Raw genomic sequence first — 18,786 nt, 5'->3', positions numbered from 1 at the left:
CAATAGTCCGGCCCGCCATTCGGTGTCCGTTAAATGCTTCACGTCTGTATCGGGTGGATTGCGCGAAAACAGCGCTTCGGTTTCCAGATCGGAGCGATCTGGAAACATTTGCATACAAACGAAATTGAAGACTGGCGGCCGGCTTACTCGCGGCTGCGCCTGGCCGCGTGGCCTTCGCGCGAACGCCGGCGTGGGGCAGCGTCGCCGGCGACGCCGTCCTCGCTGACGGTCTTGCGTGGTGGCAGCTTTACCGCCGCCGATAGTTTCGGGAACGGATCGACCTTGTTGGGCAGCGCCATGGCGTAGACGAAATGCTCCTGGAATTTCGGTTCCAGCGCGGTCTCGATCTTCTCGATATGGCTGACCGTGTCCTCGATTTCGCGGCGATAGCCGCGGTTGAGCAGCGCCATGCGGGCGCCGGCGCCGGCGGCGTTGCCGACGGCCGAGACCTTGTCGAGGTCGCAATCCGGGATCAGGCCAAGCACCATGGCGTATTTCGGGTCGATGAAGGAGCCGAAGGCGCCGGCGAAATGGATGCGGTCGACATGCTCGGTGTTCTGCTTTTCCATCAACAGCTTGGTGCCGGCATAAAGGGCCGCCTTGGCGAGCTGGATGGCGCGCACGTCGGTCTGGGTGATGGTGATCTTGGGTTCGCCTTCCTTCAAGACATAGGAGAAGGTGCGGCCATTGGCGGTGACACGCGGCGAACGGTCGGCCAGCGACCCGTCGACAACGCCATCCTCGGAGATGATGCCGGCGAGATACATTTCGGCGACGATCTCGATGATGCCGGAGCCGCAAATGCCGGTGACGCCGGTGGCTTGGACGCTGTCGAGGAAGCCTGGCTCGTCGGACCAAAGTTCCGAACCGATGACACGGTATTTCGGCTCCAGCGTGTCGGGATCAATGCGCACGCGCTCGATGGCGCCAGGCGCGGCGCGCTGGCCGCCGGAGATTTCAGCGCCCTCAAAGGCCGGACCGGTGGGGGAGGAGGCCGCGACAACGCGCGAGCGGTTGCCGAGCACGATCTCGGCATTGGTGCCGACATCGACGATCAGCATCATTTCATCCTGGCGGTGCGGACCTTCCGACAAAGTCACGGCGGCAGCATCCGCGCCGACATGGCCGGCGATGCAAGGCAGCATGTAGAGACGCGCGCCCTGGTTGAGCTTCAGGCCGATATCGGAGGCTTTGATGCGCACCGCGCCCGAGACGGCGAGCGCGAAGGGCGCGCCGCCGAGCTCGGTCGGATCGATGCCGAGGAACAGGTGGTGCATGATCGGATTGCCGACGAAGACGCTGTCCAGGATGTCATTGCGCTGGACATTGCCTTCGGCGCAGACCTTGTCGACGAGGCCGGAGATCGCCTCGCGCACGGCGACCGTCATGCCTTCGCGGCCGTCCGGGTTCATCATCACATAGGAGACGCGGCTCATCAGATCCTCGCCGAAGCGGATCTGCGGATTGGACGTGCCGGACGACGCGGCGACGCGGCCCGACAGCAACGACACCAGATGCATGGCGATGGTGGTCGAGCCGATGTCGCAGGCCAGTCCATAGGCCTCGTTCTTGAGGCCGGGCCACAGCGCTATGACGCGGGCAATGTCGCTTTCGGCATCCTTGTGGATGGCGGCGGTAGCGGTCCAGTTGCCCTTGCGCAAAATGCCTTGCACCTGCGGCATCAGGTAGAAATCGAATTCGAGGTTTTTAAAGCCCCAATCCTTCATCAGGGCGATCTTCAGGCGGTCGAGATCGCCGAGCGGCTTGTGCATGTCGGGTTCTTCGATCTCGACATAACACATGCGGATTGCCGCATCGCGGGCGATGACGCGGGTGTCGGCGTCCTTGCGGATGGTCTGCGCGTTGATGACCGTGTCCTGCGGCACGTCGATGACGAGGTCGCCGAGGATCTGTGCCGAGCAGGACAGGCGGCGCCGTTCGGGCAGGCCGCGCACGCGCTCGTAGCGCTCCTCCTTGGCGCCCTTCTGCGAAATGTGGTCGTTGGAAGAGACGATCTTGTGCTTGGCGAAATTGCCTTCCTGCACCTCGATCTGGCAGCGACCGCAAGTGGCGCGGCCGCCACAGACGCTTTCGACATAGACGCCGAGCTGGCGCGCGGCGTCGAGCACCGATGTGCCAACGGGAAACCGCCCGCGCTTGCCTGACGGCATGAACAGCACGAGCGGATCGGTAATGTTTGCAGGCGAGTTCACGGTTGCGCGCTTATCCTCGACCCATCCGGGCTTCGCGGCCGCCACGGCGGCGGCCACCATTGGCAGCGCCATCGCCCGGCGCGTTGACGGCCGTCGGCGCGGCAACCGCCTGGCCGCCTTCGGCCGGCTTGTAGTCCTTGTAGGTCCTGATCCAGTTGGTGCAGTTCTCGTCGGTGCCGTTCAGCACATTGGCGCCGCGCACGGCTTCCATTTCCTGCGGGCGCACGGGGTTCATGATCGCCGAGGTCATGCCGGCGCCGATCACCATCGGGATGAAGGCGGCGTTGATGCCGTGGCGGTGCGGCAGGCCGAACGAGATGTTGGACAGGCCGCAAGTGGTGTTGACCTTGAGTTCTTCGCGGAGCCGACGCAGCAGCGCAAACACCTGGCGGCCGGCATCGCCCAGCGCGCCGATCGGCATGACCAGCGGATCGACGACGACGTCATGCGCCGGAATGCCGAAATCGGCGCAGCGCTGCACGATCTTCTTGGCGACGGCGAAGCGGACGTCCGGATCCATCGAAATGCCGGTCTCGTCATTGGAGATGGCGACGACCGGCACATTGTACTTCTTGACCAGCGGCAGGATGGCTTCGAGCTTTTCTTCCTCGCCGGTGACGGAGTTGACCAGCGGCCGGCCCTTGGCGACCTTTAATGCGGCTTCGATTGCGGCGCTGACGGAGGAATCGATCGACAGCGGCAGGTCGACCAGACCCTGGACGATCTCCAGCGTCTGCACCAGCAGCGCCGGCTCGGTGGCGTTGGGGTCGACAGCGGTGACGCCGGCATTGACGTCAAGCATGGTGGCGCCGCAGGCGGCCTGTTCCAGCGCATCCTTGATGACGGTCTCGAAATTGCCGGCCACCATCTCGGCGGCCAGCTTCTTGCGACCGGTCGGGTTGATGCGCTCGCCAATCACGCAGAAGGGCTGGTCGAAGCCGATGATGATCTCGCGTGTCGCCGAGGCGACGATGGTCCGGGTCATGAAGTCTCTCCGCCTGATATAAAGTGCTTCTTTATATCGTGTCTGGTTTCGTTCCAGGTCTGGTGCTCGGCCGGGCTTAGTGCGCGGTCTTTACCATGTCCACCTGCGTTTCGGTAATCTCGTCATGCAATATGTGGTCGAGCCGGTCGGCGACCATCTGGTCGTCGCGGCGGATCTCGCGTTTCCACGGCTGGCGGCCCTTCAGCACGCCCGATTCATCGACGATCTCGGCGACATATTCCTCCTGGCGATAGGCCATCACATGGACGCCGGCGACGCCGGCGATGTCCTTCACCTCGTTGATGATGTCGATGCAGAGCTGCTTGCCTTCCTTCTTCTGGTCCTGGGCGCCTTCCAGCCGCTTGATGATGGCGTCCGGGATATGGATGCCGGGCACGTTGGAGCGGATCCATTTGGCCGTCTTGGCCGAGGCCAGCGGGCCGACGCCGCACAGGATGAAGACCTTTTCGGTATGGCCGAGATCGCGCGCCTTCTGCATGAAGGTTCTGAACATCGGCACGTCGAAACAGTACTGCGTCTGCACGAACTGCGCGCCGGCGGCGATCTTCTTGCCGAGATGGATCGGTCGGAAATCGAAGGGCGGCGCGAATGGATTGACGGCGGCGCCGAGGAAAATCTGCGGCGGTGTCGTCAGCTTGCGGCCGGACAGGAACTTGCCGTTGTCGCGCATGATGCGGCAGGTTTCGAGCAGCGACATGGAATCCAGATCGAACACCGGCTTGGCGCCGGGCTGGTCGCCTGCCTGCACACCGTCGCCGGTCAGGCACAGCATGTTGGCGACGCCCATCGCCGCACCACCCAGCACATCGCCCTGGATGGCAATGCGGTTCCTGTCGCGGCAGGCGATCTGCATGATCGGGGCGTAGCCCATGCGTGTCAAAAGCGCGCAGATGCCGACCGACGACATGTGGCAGTTGGCGCCGGAGGCATCGACGGCATTGATGGCGTCGACCCAGCCGTCGAAGATTTTCGCCCTGTTGTAGACGTCTTCGGGATCTGCGCTGTCGGGTGGGTTGAGCTCGGTGGTGACGGCGAATTCGCCGCGCCGCAACACGCGCTCCAGCCGGCCGCGGGAGGAGTGGCCGGGCAGGGGGTCGAGCGGCAGATGGATGCCGGCCGGGTTCTCGTCGCGCTGGCGGGCGATCATGCGGCGGCTCCGGTGTTGGCCTTGGCCGCGGCTTCGCGGGCTGCTGCCGACTGCGCCGTCACCCGCAGCCAGGCTGAGGTTTCCCGCAGCGACTGGTCGACGGGCTTTTGCACGTCGAGGATCTTGTCGCCATGCACCATGTTCTTGGAGCCTTCCCAGGCCTTGACCCAGACGCAAGGCATGTCGGGCTCGACCTCGCAATTGCCATTGGCGCGCACGCCGCCGCAGGGGCCGTTGCGCAACTGCTTCGGGCAGTTCATCGGGCACGACATGCCGGTCGAGGACAACACGCACTGGCCGCACATGCGGCAGTCGAACATGAAGCCTTTGACGCGTTTTTCGACAAACTTGATCGGGGCCTCGACCCGCCCGTAGCCAATGCCTTTCCACAAAGGGTGGAGAAGCAGGAACATGTCGGCGAATCTGGAGTAGAACCATTCGAGCAGGCGCGAATGCCGGATCGACCACAGCCTGACCGCAAACGAGCGCTGCACGCGCCGCTGCGGCGACACATCGGCCGGCTTGTAGTCGGATTTCGGCGCTGCCTTCTTGACCAGGGTGGCCTGGGTAACCGCCGGGCCTTCTTTGGCAGGAGTGGTTTCAGACATGTTCTTTCCCGCCCGCCTTGACCAGAGCGACCAGCCGCTCGCGGTCATATTTCGCGTCGATGTCGTTGAATGCCTTCTCGACCTCGGCTTCAAGATCGTCGCCGACCGCGACCGGTTCGGCCTTGCGCCATTCGGCGAGATAATCATCGGTGCCGCCGGCGCCGGTGCGCATGGCGCACATATCGATCGCCTCGGTGAAACGCAGCGGCAGTTCGCGCTTGGCGTTCTGCCGGCCCTTCTTGACGATCACCTGGGCGGGTATGTCGCGCCAGTAGACGACGATCAGATCGGCCATGAAATTCTCACTCCCTGCCGAGCGCAGTGCATCCGCTTGGACGCACGAAGGACGCTCGACCACTCTATTCAGCAGGTGCGAGCATTGCCGGATGCGCAGTGGGGCTGCTTGTTATGGGACGACGCGCGCGCATTCAAAAGCGACGCTATTGGGAGTCGCAAAAAGAAAGGCGAGATTTCGAGGAATTGCCGGCTACCAGACCCGCCTGGTAAGGCCGGTCCAGAGATAGAACCAGATCGTCGGGTGGTACCATTGTTTGGACGGCAGATCCGGCTTGATGGTCGCCAGTTTGCCATCCAGCGCATCGCGGACCGCCTCAACACAGATGTCGCGTGAGAAGGCCGCCTGGCGCAGCGCATAGCTTGAGATGGTGTCGCCGGGCTCGGGCTTGCCGCGCGCCTGTTTCAGTACGCCGCCTGTGTCCACGCCGGCATCGACCAGATGAACCGTGGTGCCGAAATTTGCCGTATCGCCGGAAGCCAGCGCCCAGTAGCCGCCATTCATGCCGCGATATTTCGGGGCGACGCCGGCGTGGTAGTTGAGCACCGGGCACGGCATTTGCGCCAGCGTCTGCCGGGACAAGAGCCGGCAACCGGCAAGCAACACCACACCCGGCCGGATGTCGGCGATCGCCTGCAGGCAGTCGGGCGCGTTGGCCGAAGACACGTGGAAGATCTTTTGTCCAGGCTTCGGCTCGATCTGCAATTTCTGCCCGGCAATCAGCTGCGCCGCATGGCCGGCAAAGAAGCGTTTGCCCAGCCTGGTCAGCACCATCGTACCGAGCTGGCCGATGGCAGAAAACCAGCCCTGGCGGCGGGCGCGGCCGAGCAGCAATTGCTTTTTGGATTCAGGGTTTTCCAGGATGACGCTGACAGGGCCTAGACGGTCGGCGATGGCGTTGACGATGGCCCAGATGTGCGGGCCGCCTTCGGTGACGACAACGATCGCAGTGCTTTTCCCAATCGCTGAAGCCATGGCGCGCCTTCTTGCCGGCGCGCAACCGTCTTCCCGTGCGCTGCCTGGCTCAATTCTGTGCCAGGCGGGGTTAAATCTTGATGACCGCCCGGCCGGTGAGAGGCCAGCGGGATCAGCGCTTCAATTCCATGATGTCGAGATGCGATTCGTAATAAGGCGCCGGGAATTCGATGCGCCATGCATTGGCGCTGTTGCGGAAGGCGTAGCCGACCTGGTCGCTTTCCGGGCCGCTGCCATAGCGCTTTGGTTTGTTGTCATTGACATAACCGGAACCGAGATAGATGGCGCGCTTTTCGCCATCATCGAAGAAACGGCCCGTGGTGCGCTGCGAGCCGCTGATCTTTTCCAGCCGCCAGCCGGAGCCATCATCACTGACCTTGCATTTGAACCAGCCATAGATGACCAGCGGGCTGATGCCGCCGACCTTGATGGTGCGGCATTGCCAGTTGCCGGTCAGATCCTTGTCGGAAAAGGCGACCAGCGGCTTGGCCAGCAAGGCGTTGAGCTCACTAACCTCGGCCGGGTCGCCGGCCTTCGCCTCGTCGAGGGCCGCCTTGCGGGTCTCGCCATATTTGTCGAGCCGTGCCTTGTCGGCTGGCGTGATCAACTTCTGCACCTCGCCGTCGGCATAAGCGGGCAGGGCAAAGCAAAGGAAGCCAAGGGCGGCGATCAGCAGGCGAGGGGTCATCGGGGGCTTTCCATGTTTCAAATGGCTGAATCAGCCTGGTTGCTTAGCGCACAACTTATCCGTTCGCAGCGGCCTGTCATCCGTGCTTGAAAGCGTTTCTGCTCGAGAATTGCTTCAGACGTGTGCGGCCACCCGCGCGAGTTCGCCTGTCAGATCACCATAGCCGGTCGCGCGGCGCTCATAGACGAGGCCGAGCAGTTTCGCAGCCTTCTCGGCAACCTTGTCGAGTTCGGGATCGTCGGTCTGGGCGATGTAGATCAGCTTCTGGTAATTGCCGAAATAGTCCTTGATCAACTCCGGATGCTTGTCGAGGCCGAGCGGCTTCATGAAGAAGGCGTCGAACTGGCGGCATAGGAAGTCGGTCATGTAGAACGACATCATGTCGTCGTCGGCGACCTTCGCGTAGGCATCCATGCCCTGATAGAAGGCAAAGCAGTGCGGGCCGGCCATGCGCTCGACACCGTGCTTCTCCAGTACCCGGTCGAGCAGGCCGCCGGTGCCGCAATCGGCATAGCCGACGAAGATATGCTCATAGCCTTCCGTCTTGGCCTTTTCGATTGCCTTGTCCATCGCCGGGGCGATGCGGTCGGGGTAGAAATGGAACTCCGCCGGCAGGCAGGTCAGGTCGAGATGGTCGAGCTTGAGCTGCTCCTTGACGGCCAAAACTTCGCGCGCAATCATTCCGCAGGCGATGACCAGCAGCCTGTCGTCTTGATTCGGTTTCGTTTTTTGTTTCCTGGCCATGGAACCCGGTCTAAGCGGCCTTCGTTGCTGTGGGGCGAATCTATCGAGAGAGGGATAAACCGTCCATGAAACTGTTACGCGTTGCGCCGATCGCAATCCTTGCTTGCGTCCTGGCTCTTACAGCCTGCGCCAACACCGTCCGCGGTGTCGGCCGGGATATCAAATCGACCGCGAAAGCCGTCGACGACACCGTCACCAAACCCTGACGCCGCTATCCGTTCCAATAGCTGGGAACAAAAAAGCCGCGCTGCAAGGCGCGGCTTTCGATTGTCGGCCAGACACCTTGCTGACAAGATCAGGCTGAAGCGCGCACGTTGTGCTTGCGCTTCATGAAGTCCTTGGCGGTCTCGACCGCCACCGCCGCGTCGCGGCAATAGGCGTCGGCGCCGACGGCCTTGCCGAATTCCTCGTTGAGCGGCGCACCGCCGACCAGCACGACATAGTCGTCGCGAATGCCCTTTTCCTTCATCGTGTCGATGACGACCTTCATATAGGGCATGGTCGTGGTCAAAAGCGCCGACATGCCGATGATGTCGGGCTGATGCTGCTCGATGGCGTCGAGGTATTTCTCGACCGCATTGTTGATGCCGAGGTCTATGACGTCGAAGCCAGCGCCTTCCATCATCATGCCGACGAGGTTCTTGCCGATGTCGTGGATGTCGCCCTTGACGGTGCCGATGACCATCTTGCCCTGCTTGGGTGCGCCGGTGGCGGCGAGCAGCGGGCGCAGGATGAACATGCCTGCCTTCATGGCGTTGGCAGACAGCAGCACTTCGGGAACGAACAGGATGCCGTCGCGAAAGTCCTCGCCGACGATGCGCATGCCTTCGACCAGCGCCTCGGTCAGCACCTTGTAGGGCGCCCAGCCGCGCTCGAGCAGGATGTTGGTGCCTTCCTCGATCTCTTCCTTCAGCCCGTCATAGAGATCGTCGTGCATCTGCTGCACCAACTCGTCGTCGGAAAGCTCGGAGAGGATGATCTCGTCGTCGGACATTTTTCTCAGGCTCCTTGCCGCGCGGGATGAGATCGCGGCGGCTCAAATTTATCGCGTCAATACCTAACCCGGCGGGGGCAGGTATCCATAGCTGATTTGCGACTTCCCGCAAAAGGAAAGCGACCGCAAATCTATTGGAATTCTTGTCGATTTTGCGACAGGCGTTGGCGCTGGCGGGCCGTTTCGAATAGGGTGCATGGCTACGATCCGGGCGAGAAGCTGCGATATGCGGCCGCAAACGGTTTTTAGGGAAAACGATCATGAGTGAGAACGCGTCAGTCGACCAGGAAGCGTCCAATGCGCGACGCGGGCGTGCGGCCAGCGGCGGCGCGGCGGCAAGGCGCGCGGCGCGCTCCGGCGGCGGACCGGGCACGCAGCTCACCTACATCAAGCGCAAGATCAACATCTATGAGGTCCTCAACGAGGAAGGCCTGGCGATTATCGAAAACAACACCGATACGGTGCTGGAAGAGATCGGCATCATCTTTCGCGACGACGCCGAAGCGCTGCAGCTGTGGAAAGAGGCCGGCGCCGACGTCAAGGGCGAGCGCGTGCATTTTCCCAAGGGTCTCTGCCGTTCGCTGCTCAAGACCGCGCCGCCCATCTACACCCAGCATGCGCGCAATGCCGAGCGTTCGGTGCAGATCGGCGGCAACGCCACCGTCTTCGCGCCCGTCTACGGCCCGCCCTTCGTGCGCGATCTCGACGGTGTCAGGCGCTACGCAACGATCGAGGATTTCCAGAATTTCGTGAAGCTCGCCTACATGGCGCCATCCATCCACCATTCGGGCGGCACGGTGTGCGAGCCGGTCGACGTGCCGGTCAACAAGCGCCATCTCGACATGGTCTATTCGCACATAAAGTATTCCGACAAGCCGTTCATGGGGTCGGTGACGGCGCCGGAGCGGGCCGAAGACACGGTCGCCATGGCCAAGATCGTGTTCGGCGATGATTTCGTCGAAAACAACACCGTGCTGACCAGCCTGATCAACGCCAACTCGCCGATGGTGTTCGACGAAACCATGCTGGGTGCGCTGAAAGTCTATTCGCGCCACAACCAGGCCTGCATCGTCACGCCGTTCATTCTCGCCGGCGCGATGAGCCCGGTGACGGTCGCCGGCACGCTGACGCAGGTTCTGGCCGAAGTGCTGGCCGGCGCCTCGTTCACGCAGCTGATCCGGCCCGGCGCGCCGGTGCTGTTCGGCACCTTCGCCTCGTCGATCTCGATGCAGTCGGGTGCGCCGACCTTCGGCACGCCGGAGCCGTCGCTGGTCTCCTATGGCGCCGCACAGCTGGCGCGCCGCCTTGGCCTGCCGTTCCGCACCGGTGGCTCGCTCTGCGCGTCCAAGGTTCCGGACGCACAAGCCGCCTATGAAAGCGCCAACACGCTGAACTCGACCATCCTGGCCGGCACCAATTTCGTGCTGCATTCGGCCGGCTGGCTCGAAGGCGGACTGGCGTCCTGCTACGAAAAATTCATGATGGACATCGACCAGCTCGGCATGCAGCAGAAGTTCGCCGAGGGTGTCGACCTGTCGGAAAATGGCCAGGCGATGGATGCCATCCGCCAGGTCGGCCCGGGCAGCCACTATCTCGGCTGCGACCACACGCAGGCGAATTTCCAGACCGCCTTCTACCGTTCCAGCATCGCCGACAACAATTCCTACGAGCAGTGGCTGGCCGAGGGCGAAAAGACCGCGCCGCAACGCGCCAACGAGCTCGCCCGCCGCTGGCTGGAAAGCTACGAGGCGCCTTATCTCGATCCGGGCATCGACGACGGGTTGAAGGACTACATCGCGACGAAGAAGGCGTCGATGGCTGACGCCTTCACTTGAAAGGAGCCCGAGTCAGGCGGGGCTAAAGTCGCCAACATCATCCACAAGGAAGTCTGGCGGAGCGCTTTCTCTGACCCGGACCAAAAGGGATGATTGTGCGCGGCACCGCTGACGAGATAGCGGCCGCGCTTTCCGCCAACGGCCTCATCCTACGCGGCTGCGTCACATTCGCCGAAGGCGAGGAGGCACCCTCTGGCCTGTCGGGTGCTTCCGCCAAATCAGCCATTTTGGTCGGGCAGGCGGGTGCCGAGCCGTGGCCGCATTTCCTGCGTTGGCGCGAACGGCAACCGCCAGCCATTGCCAATCCGCTCGACACCTGGTCACGCCAGGTGATCGGTGCGGTGGCGGAAACATTCGGCGCACGGGCGGTTTCGCCATCCGACAGGCCGTATCTGCCGTTCCAGCAATGGGCGATGCAGGCGGAGGGGCTGAAACCGTCGCCGCTCGGCATTCTCATGCATCCGAAGTACGGGCTTTGGCACGCCTATCGCGGCGCTTTGCTTTTCGAGGACGAGATTGGGGTCGAGGCGTCTCAGGCATCGATTCACCTTTGCGACACATGTGTCGAAAAACCCTGCATGAAATCCTGTCCGGTCGACGCCTATTCGACTGAAGGGTTTGCCTATCAGTCGTGCCTCGCGCATGTTCGCGGAGCGAACGGCTCGCCTTGCCGGACCGGCGGCTGCCTCGATCGCAACGCCTGTCCCTATGGCACGGCCTATCGCTATCCCCCTGACGTACAGGCCTTTCACATGGCGGCATTCGCGCGCTGAGTTTCCGTTCCAGCGGCCGGGCGATACGGATTTGTGAACGCGGCGGGCCTTCGATTGACTTGCCCAGCCGTCCGTCACGGATATGTATCGCGCGACACTCAAATGGAGCGGGCCATGGCCAAGCAGGATATCGAGATCAAGACCAAGGACGGCTTGGCAAAAGCAGGGCTGTTTCGCCCAGCCAGCTCGGCCAAGGCCGGCGCGATCCTCTATATGGACGCCTTCGGGCCGCGCCGTGTGCTGGATGCGATGGCTGAGCGGCTCGCCGGTCATGGCTATGCCGTGCTGGTGCCGGACCTGTTCTACCGCAATGCTCCCTACGGTCCGTTCGACGCCAAGACGGCTTTTGCCGTGGAGGAGACGAAGGTGGCGCTGATGGCGCTGGTCACCGGCACGACGCAGGACATGACCATCCGCGACAGCGGCGCCTTTCTCGACGCGCTGGCTTCTGAAGGCATCACCGGGCCGGTTGGCGTCGTCGGCTATTGCATGGGCGGCGGCCGGGCGCTGAATGCTGCGGCGACCTATCCCGATCGGATCGCTGCCGCGGCGAGCTTCCATGGCGGCAATCTGGCGAGCGAGGCTCCCGACAGCCCGCACCGCAAGGCGGCCTCGATCAGGGCGCGTGTCTATGTCGGCACCGCCGGCGTCGACCGCAGCTTTCCGCCGGAGCAGTCGGCGCGGCTGGCGGAAGCGCTCAGGGTCGCCGAGGTCGACCACGTCATCGAGAATTATGTCGGCTCCGGCCATGGCTGGTGCATATCGGACCACGGCTCCTATGACGAAGCCGGCGCCGAGCGCCACTGGAAGCGGCTGCTGGCATTCTTTGCCGAAACGCTGGCTTGACTTCTTCCCGTTGATGGCCTGCTAGAGCGGCGCCAGTCGTGCGGGAACGAACAGCCTGATGCAATCTTATGATGTCGTGGTGATTGGCGCCGGTGCGGCCGGGATGATGTGCGCCATCGAGGCAGGCAAGCGCGGCCGCTCGGTTCTGGTGCTCGATCACGCGGCAAAGCCCGGCGAGAAGATCCGCATCTCGGGCGGTGGGCGCTGCAATTTCACCAACATCCATACCAGCCCGAAGAATTTTCTCTCGGGCAATCCGCATTTCTGCATCTCGGCGCTCAGCCGCTACACGCAGCGCGACTTCATCGCACTCGTGGAACGCCATGGCATCGCCTATCACGAGAAGACGCTGGGGCAGCTGTTTTGCGATGGCTCTGCGCGCCAGATCATCGACATGCTGGTTTCCGAAATGCAGGATCGGGGTGCGGAACTAGCGGTGTCGACCGAGGTGAGGGATGTCAGCCGGACCGCGGAAGGGTTTACCCTGAGCCTCTCCAGCGGCACCGTCGCCTGCCAATCGCTGGTCGTGGCTTGTGGCGGCAAGTCGATCCCCAAGATGGGCGCGACGGGGTTTGGCTACGAGCTTGCGACGCAATTCGGCCTGGCCGTGGTGGAGACGCGGCCGGCGCTGGTGCCGCTCACCTTCGACGCAAGAACGCTCGAGCGGCTGGCGCCCCTGGCCGGCAATGCCGTCGATGCTGAAGTCGGCTGTGGCAAGACACGGTTTTCGGAGGCGATGCTGTTCACGCATCGCGGCTTGAGCGGGCCGTCCATTCTGCAGATATCGTCCTATTGGCGCGAGGGCGATGAGATCCGCATCGCCATGCTGCCTGGAATGGATGTGGCCGAACTGCTTCGCGCCGCCCGGCGCGTCAATGGCAGGCAAGCGGTGCAGACGGTGCTGGCAAACCATCTGCCGAAGCGCCTGGCACAAGCGGTCGCCGAGCGCACCGGGATTGACGGCAATCTCGCTGATTTGACGGATGGTCAGATGAAAACTGTCGACGCCGCCGTCAACGACTGGCGCATCAAGCCGGCCGGCTCGGAGGGCTATCGCACCGCCGAAGTGACGCTTGGCGGCGTCGACACCAACGGGCTCGACCAGAAGACGATGCAGGCGAAATCCGTGCCGGGACTGTTTTTCATCGGCGAAGTCGTCGATGTCACGGGCTGGCTTGGCGGCTACAATTTCCAGTGGGCGTGGTCGTCCGGTTGGGTGGCAGGACAAGCCGTCTAGTTTCAAAAAGCGCCTGCCTGAAAAAAATCTTTCCATAACCCCAAGGATTGGCCATTAGCCTTCGTCCAACAGGCAAATGATGGCGATGATGCTGGATGAAAGCGAAGCCTCCGACGCCGAGTTGATCGGGCGGGCGAAGGGCGGAGACAGGGGTGCCTTCGGCAAATTGCTGGAGCGGCACTACGACTTCGTCTATCGCGCCGCCTATCGCTGGTGCGGAAAAAAGGCCGATGCCGAAGACATTGCCCAGGAAGTTTGCGTCCGGCTCGGCAAGGCCATTCGCGACTATCGCGGCGGCGGCGCGTTCACGACATGGCTTTATTCCGTGACGATGAATGCGGCGCGCGACATGATGCGCAAGACCACGCGCGAAAACGTCAAGACCGAGGCCTACGGCGCCTACAGCATGATATCGCGAGAGGCGTCCGCCGAGCCCGAAGATCCGACTGAGGCGCTCTGGGCAGCGGTGCGGCAATTGCCGGACAAGCAGCGCGATGCAGTACTTCTGGTCTATGGCGAAGGTTTGAGCCATGCGGCCGCCGCCGAGACGATGGCAATCTCGGAGACGACGGTTTCCTGGCACATCCATGAAGCGAAGAAACGGCTGAAGACGTTGATGCGTTCAGCCGGGGAAGTGTGACCATGGTCGACGACAACGAACTCAACAGGCTGCGCGATGCAGCAGTACCGGCGCCGGGCGAGAGCGCGAAGGCACGCGCCTTCGAAGCCGCCATGCGCGCCTATGATCAGGAAAATATTTCTGCCGCCACCCAAGGATCGGCCGGCGGGCTTCGTCTCACAGAGCGAGCACAAAAGCTCTGGAGCGAGATCATGCAAAAGAAACTCATCGCCACGCCGGCCATTGCCGGGCTCGTCGCCCTGCCGATCGCCGGATACGCCACCTTCCACATGCTGAGGGAACAGCCCGCCACATTTGGTGGGGACGAGAAGATCACGGAGACGCTGGCCGACAAGCCGGCAACCAGTGGGCCGGCGATCAACGCACCGGGAAAAGACAAGCAGGCGCCCGAAGGCGACCTGAAGAAGGCCGACGCCGACGCCGAGGTGCGAAGCCGCGACGTCAACGACGCGCTTGTCACGCCGACCGCGCCGAAGTCTGGGTCGGGTCCGACCGCTGGTCTGGGAGGCGATGCGTCGCCGAAGACCGAGGCTGCAGCGAAGGTGAACGAAGCCGAGTACGGCACTTTGCAGACTTACCAGCAGGCGCCCGAGCCTGCGCCAAGCACCGAGGCCGCGCCGCCGTCCAACCGAGCGATGATGCGAATGGTGCCACAGGCGCCTGCGGCCGATGGCGCCGCGCAGGCCGGCCGCACGGCCGCCGAATCCAAACTGATGGCGCCGCAGCAGCCTTCGACGATGTCGGCCGACCAGATAGCGCCGCAGGAGCCAAACCGCGACCGCATTGAGGATTTCAAGACCAATCCGGTGCATGCAGCCCTTCAGGATCCGGTCTCGACCTTCTCGATCGACGTCGACACCGCTTCCTATTCCTTCGTGCGCGGCTCGCTGAAGCAGGGCTACCTGCCGCAGGCCGATACGGTGCGTGTCGAGGAGATGGTCAATTACTTCCCCTATGACTGGAAGGGTCCGGATTCGGCCTCGACGCCATTCAACTCGACCGTCAGCGTCATGCCGACGCCGTGGAACGGGCATACCAAGCTGATGCACGTCGCCATCAAGGGCTTCGACGTCAAGCCGGTGGAACAGCCCAAGGCCAATCTGGTGTTCCTGATCGACGTCTCGGGCTCGATGGACGAGCCGGACAAGCTGCCGCTGCTCAAGTCGGCGTTCCGGCTGCTGGTCAGCAAGCTCAAGGCGGACGACACCATCTCGATCGTCACCTATGCCGGTGACGCCGGCACGGTGCTGATGCCGACCAAGGTTACCGAGAAGGACAAGATCCTCAACGCCATCGACAATCTGCAGCCCGGCGGCTCGACGGCCGGCGAGGCAGGCATCAAGGAAGCTTACAAGCTTGCCCAGCAGTCCTTCGTCAAGGACGGGATCAACCGTGTGATGTTGGCCACAGACGGCGACTTCAATGTCGGCCAGACTGATGACGAGGATCTGAAGCGATTGATCGAGCAGGAGCGCAAGACGGGCGTCTTCTTGTCGGTGTTCGGCTTCGGACGCGGCAATCTGAACGACCAGATGATGCAGACCATCGCCCAGAACGGCAACGGCACCGCCGCTTATATCGACACGCTGGCCGAGGCCGAGAAGGTTCTGGTCGAGGATGCCTCCTCGACGCTGTTCACCATCGCCAAGGACGTCAAGATCCAGGTCGAGTTCAACCCGGACAAGGTCTCGGAATACCGGTTGATCGGCTACGAAACCCGCGCCTTGAACCGCGAGGATTTCAACAATGACCGCGTCGATGCCGGCGATATCGGCTCCGGCCATTCGGTCACCGCCATCTATGAGATCACGCCGAAAGGCAGTGGCGGCGAACAGATGGATCCGCTGCGCTACGGCCAGGCAACGGTCAACAATGGCGGCGTCGCCAATGCCGACGAGTATGCCTTCGTGAAGATCCGCTACAAGCTGCCGAACGAAGACATCTCGAAGCTGATCACCACGCCGGTGACCTCGGCCAACGAGGTCCAGTCCTTCGACCAGGCCAGCACCGACCAGCGCTTCTCCGTCGCCGTCGCCGCCTTCGGCCAGAAGCTGCGCGACGAGGATGCGACCGCGAAGTTCGGTTACGACAAGATCATGGAGATTGCCACCGCCGCCCGAGGAGCCGACCCGTTTGGGTACAGGTCCGAGTTCCTTTCGCTTGTGCGCCTTGCCTCGGCGCTGGGCGGTAACCGGTAGTGGCAATACAGCCGGTTCCTTTCAGACGGGGGTCGTTCTGATACGGGGGAACCGGCTACGGGCGGGTGAGGCAGGCCGGCGAGGGATCTTTTCCTTGCCGGCCTTTTTTCGGATCTGCCGATATTCAGGTGAGGTGCTCCTCGAACAAAGGGGTGATGTGCCGGATCGATAAATTTTGCGGCAATTCCGGAACGGGATCGCAATTTCCTCTTGTTACGAAGAGCTAATACAGGGCTTTGGGGGCCGAATTGCAGATCAGAGACATTGCGACTTCGATGCCGGCGGCAAGGGACGTTCAGTCGACCGCTTCGCAGGCGCATTCGGCGGAATCTCGGCGCATCATGAATGACGTGGCCGCGGCCAGGACCACGGCGATGTCGGCGCTGAACAACGACCGCTTCCGCGCCATGCTTGAGCAGATCACCGATCCCGGCGCATCGGGTACGCTGATGACCATGGGCGGCGGCGCCGGCAACACCAGCACGGATTTCAAGACGGCGCTGTCGCGCTACGCTGAAAACAGCGAATAATTCCAGATCGATATCAGGCTCGGCTGCGGCGACGTTCGCGGCGGGCTTCGCTGGTCTCGGCGGTGTTTTCCGTCGCCACCTTGTTGCGCATCGGGCCGATGCGCTCGACGATCGTCTCGACGGTTGGGCGTTCGGATTTGGTGTGCGCGTCGAGCGCCTTGCGCATGGCGGCAAGGTGCTGGAATGAGGTGCCGCAGCAGCCGCCGACGATCTTGGCGCCGGCATCGACCGCCAGCCTGACATAGTCTGCCATCAGTTCCGGCGTGCCGGAATAGTGGATCTCGGTGCCACGGAATTCCGGGATGCCGCAATTGCCCTTGACGATGATCGTCGCCTCCGGCTTGGCCTCGGTCATGTCGAGCAGCGACGCCAGGATGTCGGAGGCGCCGACACCGCAATTGGCGCCAACGCCGAGCGGGTTTTGCGACAGCCCGTCGACGACGCCGTGGATATCCTTGGGCAACAGACCCATCATGGTGCGGCCGGCGGTGTCGAACGACCCGGTATAGGTGTAGGGCAGGCCGACGCGGATGGCGGCTTCGGCGGCGGCGCGGATCTCGTCCGGCGCTGACATGGTCTCGATCCAGGCGACTTCGGCGCCGCCTTCCTTCAAACCCTCGATCTGTTCGGCGAAGGCCTCGACCGCCTCGTCATAGGTCATGGCGCCGAGCGGCACCAGCAACTCGCCTGTCGGGCCGACCGAGCCCGCCACGATGACTTTCCTGCCGGCCTTGTCGGCGACAGCGCGGGCGATTTCGGCGGCCCGCTTGTTCAGCGCGTGGACGCGGTCCTGCGCATGATGCAGCTTCAGCCGGTGGCGGGTGCCGCCGAAAGAGTTGGTGAGAATGATGTCGGCGCCGGCATCGACGAAATTCTGGTGCAGGCTGGTGATGGTGTCAGGCGCTGTCTCGTTGAGCAGCTCGGGCGCTTCGCCGGCCTCCAGACCCATCGCGAACAGATTGGTGCCGGTGGCGCCGTCGGCCAGCAGCACGCCCTTTTCGGCCAGCAATGCGTCGATGGGATTGGTCGTGGTCATCGGATCGGCTTTCAAATCTTCGAACGGAATAAGGATATAAAGAAGTCTTTATGTCCAGTCAATGTGTTTGCGGCCCGTGGTCGCCGCGCTGCGAACCTTTCCGGGGTGTTGACGATCAGGCAGAACCCGACGGGAACGACGCGCCGGCCAGATTGCGCGCGAAGGCGGCTGCTTCGTGCGGGTTGACGTCGGCGGCCCGGATCAGATTGTCGAAATGCCGGGTCAGAGCCTGCACCGGCTGGGTGGCATTCAGCACCACATACATGTCGCCGACATAGATGGCGGCGCGGTAGGGACCGAAGATGGTCAGCGGGATCGAGTAGCGCATGCGGCCGTCATAGAGAAACAGGCGGAAGGTAGGGTAGAGATCGTCAAGCAGCGTCGCCATATGGGCGAGCTGCTGCCGCCGGTCTGCCTCAGGAAAACGATCCCAGACGCCGAGGCCGCGGGCAAAAATCTCCAGCGTGTGGCGCGGCATGCAGACCTCCATATCGGTCTCCGGGCGCCTGTTATACTCGATGCGGTACTGGGTCTCGCTGGCCTGCGCCAGACGGCTGCGGTTGGTGATGTTGGCTTCGTAATCGACCAGCTGGCGTGTGCGCAGGAGGTCGGGAATGCCGGCCGGCACATAGCGGATCTTGGTGCCCGCGGCTTCCGCAAACCATTTGGCCAAGAGCGTGCGGTCGAAACCGTCGGGCGCCTCCTCAATCTCCAGGCTTTCGCGAATTTCGCCGGTGACGCCTTCGTCCTGGCTCAGCCCAAGCAGCCAATCCAGAGACACTTTGAATTCGGCGGCGATGTTGAGCAGCGTTTCGGCGCGCGGCAGCCGCGTCGAAGCGCCGGACATCAGTTGCGACAGCGCCGACCGATCGATGCCGACTGCTGACGCGAAGGCCGACTGGTTGAGGTCGGATCGTGTCAGGAGCAGCTTCAGACGCTCCCGAAAGATGGCTGACAGGTCCCGTTTGTCCACTGTTGTTCTCCGCGCTCTTTGAGGAAAAATTTGCGCCAGAGCCGTCGA

At 62.9% G+C, this 18,786-nt stretch carries 19 protein-coding genes; 8 read left to right on the top strand and 11 right to left on the bottom strand.

Annotated elements, in window-relative coordinates; translation table 11 throughout:
* Positions 1–143: 143 nt before the first annotated feature.
* The 8 genes from AC1D1N_RS07525 to AC1D1N_RS07490 all read right to left on the bottom strand — a co-directional run bounded on the left by AC1D1N_RS07525 (position 144) and on the right by AC1D1N_RS07490 (position 7,676).
* Positions 144–2,273: an ASKHA domain-containing protein gene (locus tag AC1D1N_RS07525; RefSeq protein ID WP_477348821.1), complete on the bottom strand. Its 2,130-nt coding sequence runs from the start codon at positions 2,271–2,273 to the stop codon at positions 144–146.
* Positions 2,224–3,198, bottom strand: coding sequence for a methyltetrahydrofolate cobalamin methyltransferase (locus AC1D1N_RS07520; RefSeq protein WP_477347597.1), 975 nt, complete (start codon positions 3,196–3,198; stop codon positions 2,224–2,226). The genes AC1D1N_RS07525 and AC1D1N_RS07520 overlap by 50 nt, the downstream gene beginning before the upstream one ends.
* Positions 3,199–3,274: 76 nt before the next feature.
* Entirely contained in the window at positions 3,275–4,366 is a 1,092-nt protein-coding gene (locus tag AC1D1N_RS07515; RefSeq protein ID WP_112565255.1) for a methylenetetrahydrofolate reductase, read from the bottom strand.
* Complete coding sequence (locus tag AC1D1N_RS07510; RefSeq protein ID WP_477347594.1) at positions 4,363–4,974, bottom strand: methylenetetrahydrofolate reductase C-terminal domain-containing protein; 612 nt, start codon at positions 4,972–4,974, stop codon at positions 4,363–4,365. Before AC1D1N_RS07510 ends, AC1D1N_RS07515 begins: the two co-directional genes overlap by 4 nt.
* A complete protein-coding gene (locus AC1D1N_RS07505; protein ID WP_477347592.1) occupies positions 4,967–5,269 on the bottom strand; it encodes a virulence factor in 303 nt (100 codons plus the stop codon). The genes AC1D1N_RS07510 and AC1D1N_RS07505 overlap by 8 nt, the downstream gene beginning before the upstream one ends.
* A gap of 192 nt (positions 5,270–5,461) precedes the next feature.
* Positions 5,462–6,244, bottom strand: a complete 783-nt coding sequence (locus AC1D1N_RS07500; RefSeq protein ID WP_477347590.1) for a formyl transferase — start codon at positions 6,242–6,244, stop codon at positions 5,462–5,464.
* Between the two features lie 112 nt (positions 6,245–6,356).
* Positions 6,357–6,932 (bottom strand): DUF4893 domain-containing protein, encoded by a 576-nt coding sequence (locus tag AC1D1N_RS07495; protein ID WP_477347588.1) that lies wholly within the window; start codon positions 6,930–6,932, stop codon positions 6,357–6,359.
* Positions 6,933–7,046: 114 nt separating this feature from the next.
* On the bottom strand, positions 7,047–7,676 hold the full coding sequence (locus AC1D1N_RS07490; protein ID WP_477347586.1) for a DUF1638 domain-containing protein: 630 nt from the start codon (positions 7,674–7,676) through the stop codon (positions 7,047–7,049).
* 65 nt (positions 7,677–7,741) lie between these two features.
* Between AC1D1N_RS07490 and AC1D1N_RS07485 the strand changes: the two genes are divergently transcribed.
* A complete protein-coding gene (locus AC1D1N_RS07485) occupies positions 7,742–7,882 on the top strand; it encodes an entericidin A/B family lipoprotein (RefSeq protein ID WP_023670401.1) in 141 nt (46 codons plus the stop codon).
* An 89-nt stretch (positions 7,883–7,971) separates the two neighbouring features.
* Here AC1D1N_RS07485 and AC1D1N_RS07480 read toward each other — a convergent pair whose 3' ends face one another.
* Entirely contained in the window at positions 7,972–8,670 is a 699-nt protein-coding gene (locus tag AC1D1N_RS07480) for a corrinoid protein (RefSeq protein WP_013531175.1), read from the bottom strand.
* 260 nt (positions 8,671–8,930) lie between these two features.
* On the opposite strand from AC1D1N_RS07480, the gene AC1D1N_RS07475 reads away from it, so the two are divergent.
* The 7 genes from AC1D1N_RS07475 (at position 8,931) to AC1D1N_RS07445 (ending at position 16,729) form a co-directional block, all read left to right on the top strand.
* Positions 8,931–10,505, top strand: a complete 1,575-nt coding sequence (locus AC1D1N_RS07475) for a trimethylamine methyltransferase family protein (protein ID WP_352587969.1) — start codon at positions 8,931–8,933, stop codon at positions 10,503–10,505.
* An 89-nt stretch (positions 10,506–10,594) separates the two neighbouring features.
* The gene (locus AC1D1N_RS07470) at positions 10,595–11,278 is read left to right on the top strand and encodes a hypothetical protein (protein ID WP_477347584.1); all 684 of its coding nucleotides are present in this window, start codon (positions 10,595–10,597) and stop codon (positions 11,276–11,278) included.
* 114 nt (positions 11,279–11,392) lie between these two features.
* A complete protein-coding gene (locus AC1D1N_RS07465; RefSeq protein ID WP_477347582.1) occupies positions 11,393–12,124 on the top strand; it encodes a dienelactone hydrolase family protein in 732 nt (243 codons plus the stop codon).
* A 58-nt stretch (positions 12,125–12,182) separates the two neighbouring features.
* Positions 12,183–13,361, top strand: a complete 1,179-nt coding sequence (locus AC1D1N_RS07460; RefSeq protein WP_477347580.1) for a BaiN/RdsA family NAD(P)/FAD-dependent oxidoreductase — start codon at positions 12,183–12,185, stop codon at positions 13,359–13,361.
* A 79-nt stretch (positions 13,362–13,440) separates the two neighbouring features.
* Entirely contained in the window at positions 13,441–14,001 is a 561-nt protein-coding gene (locus AC1D1N_RS07455) for an RNA polymerase sigma factor (RefSeq protein ID WP_477347578.1), read from the top strand.
* A 2-nt stretch (positions 14,002–14,003) separates the two neighbouring features.
* On the top strand, positions 14,004–16,199 hold the full coding sequence (locus AC1D1N_RS07450) for a vWA domain-containing protein (RefSeq protein ID WP_477347576.1): 2,196 nt from the start codon (positions 14,004–14,006) through the stop codon (positions 16,197–16,199).
* A 341-nt stretch (positions 16,200–16,540) separates the two neighbouring features.
* Positions 16,541–16,729, top strand: coding sequence for a hypothetical protein (locus tag AC1D1N_RS07445; RefSeq protein WP_477347574.1), 189 nt, complete (start codon positions 16,541–16,543; stop codon positions 16,727–16,729).
* 13 nt (positions 16,730–16,742) lie between these two features.
* Here the strand turns inward: AC1D1N_RS07445 and bmt are convergent, their stop codons facing one another.
* Positions 16,743–17,765, bottom strand: a complete 1,023-nt coding sequence (gene bmt / locus AC1D1N_RS07440; protein WP_477347572.1) for a betaine--homocysteine S-methyltransferase — start codon at positions 17,763–17,765, stop codon at positions 16,743–16,745.
* 115 nt (positions 17,766–17,880) lie between these two features.
* Positions 17,881–18,738 carry a helix-turn-helix domain-containing protein gene (locus AC1D1N_RS07435; RefSeq protein ID WP_203278444.1) on the bottom strand — a complete coding sequence of 286 codons (858 nt, stop codon included), beginning with the start codon at positions 18,736–18,738 and terminating at the stop codon, positions 17,881–17,883.
* Positions 18,739–18,786: the final 48 nt, after the last annotated feature.

The organism is Mesorhizobium sp. P2_B5 (assembly GCF_056404775.1).
Note: the sequence above shows the minus strand (reverse complement) of the source record. Positions and strands in the feature narration are given on the sequence as shown.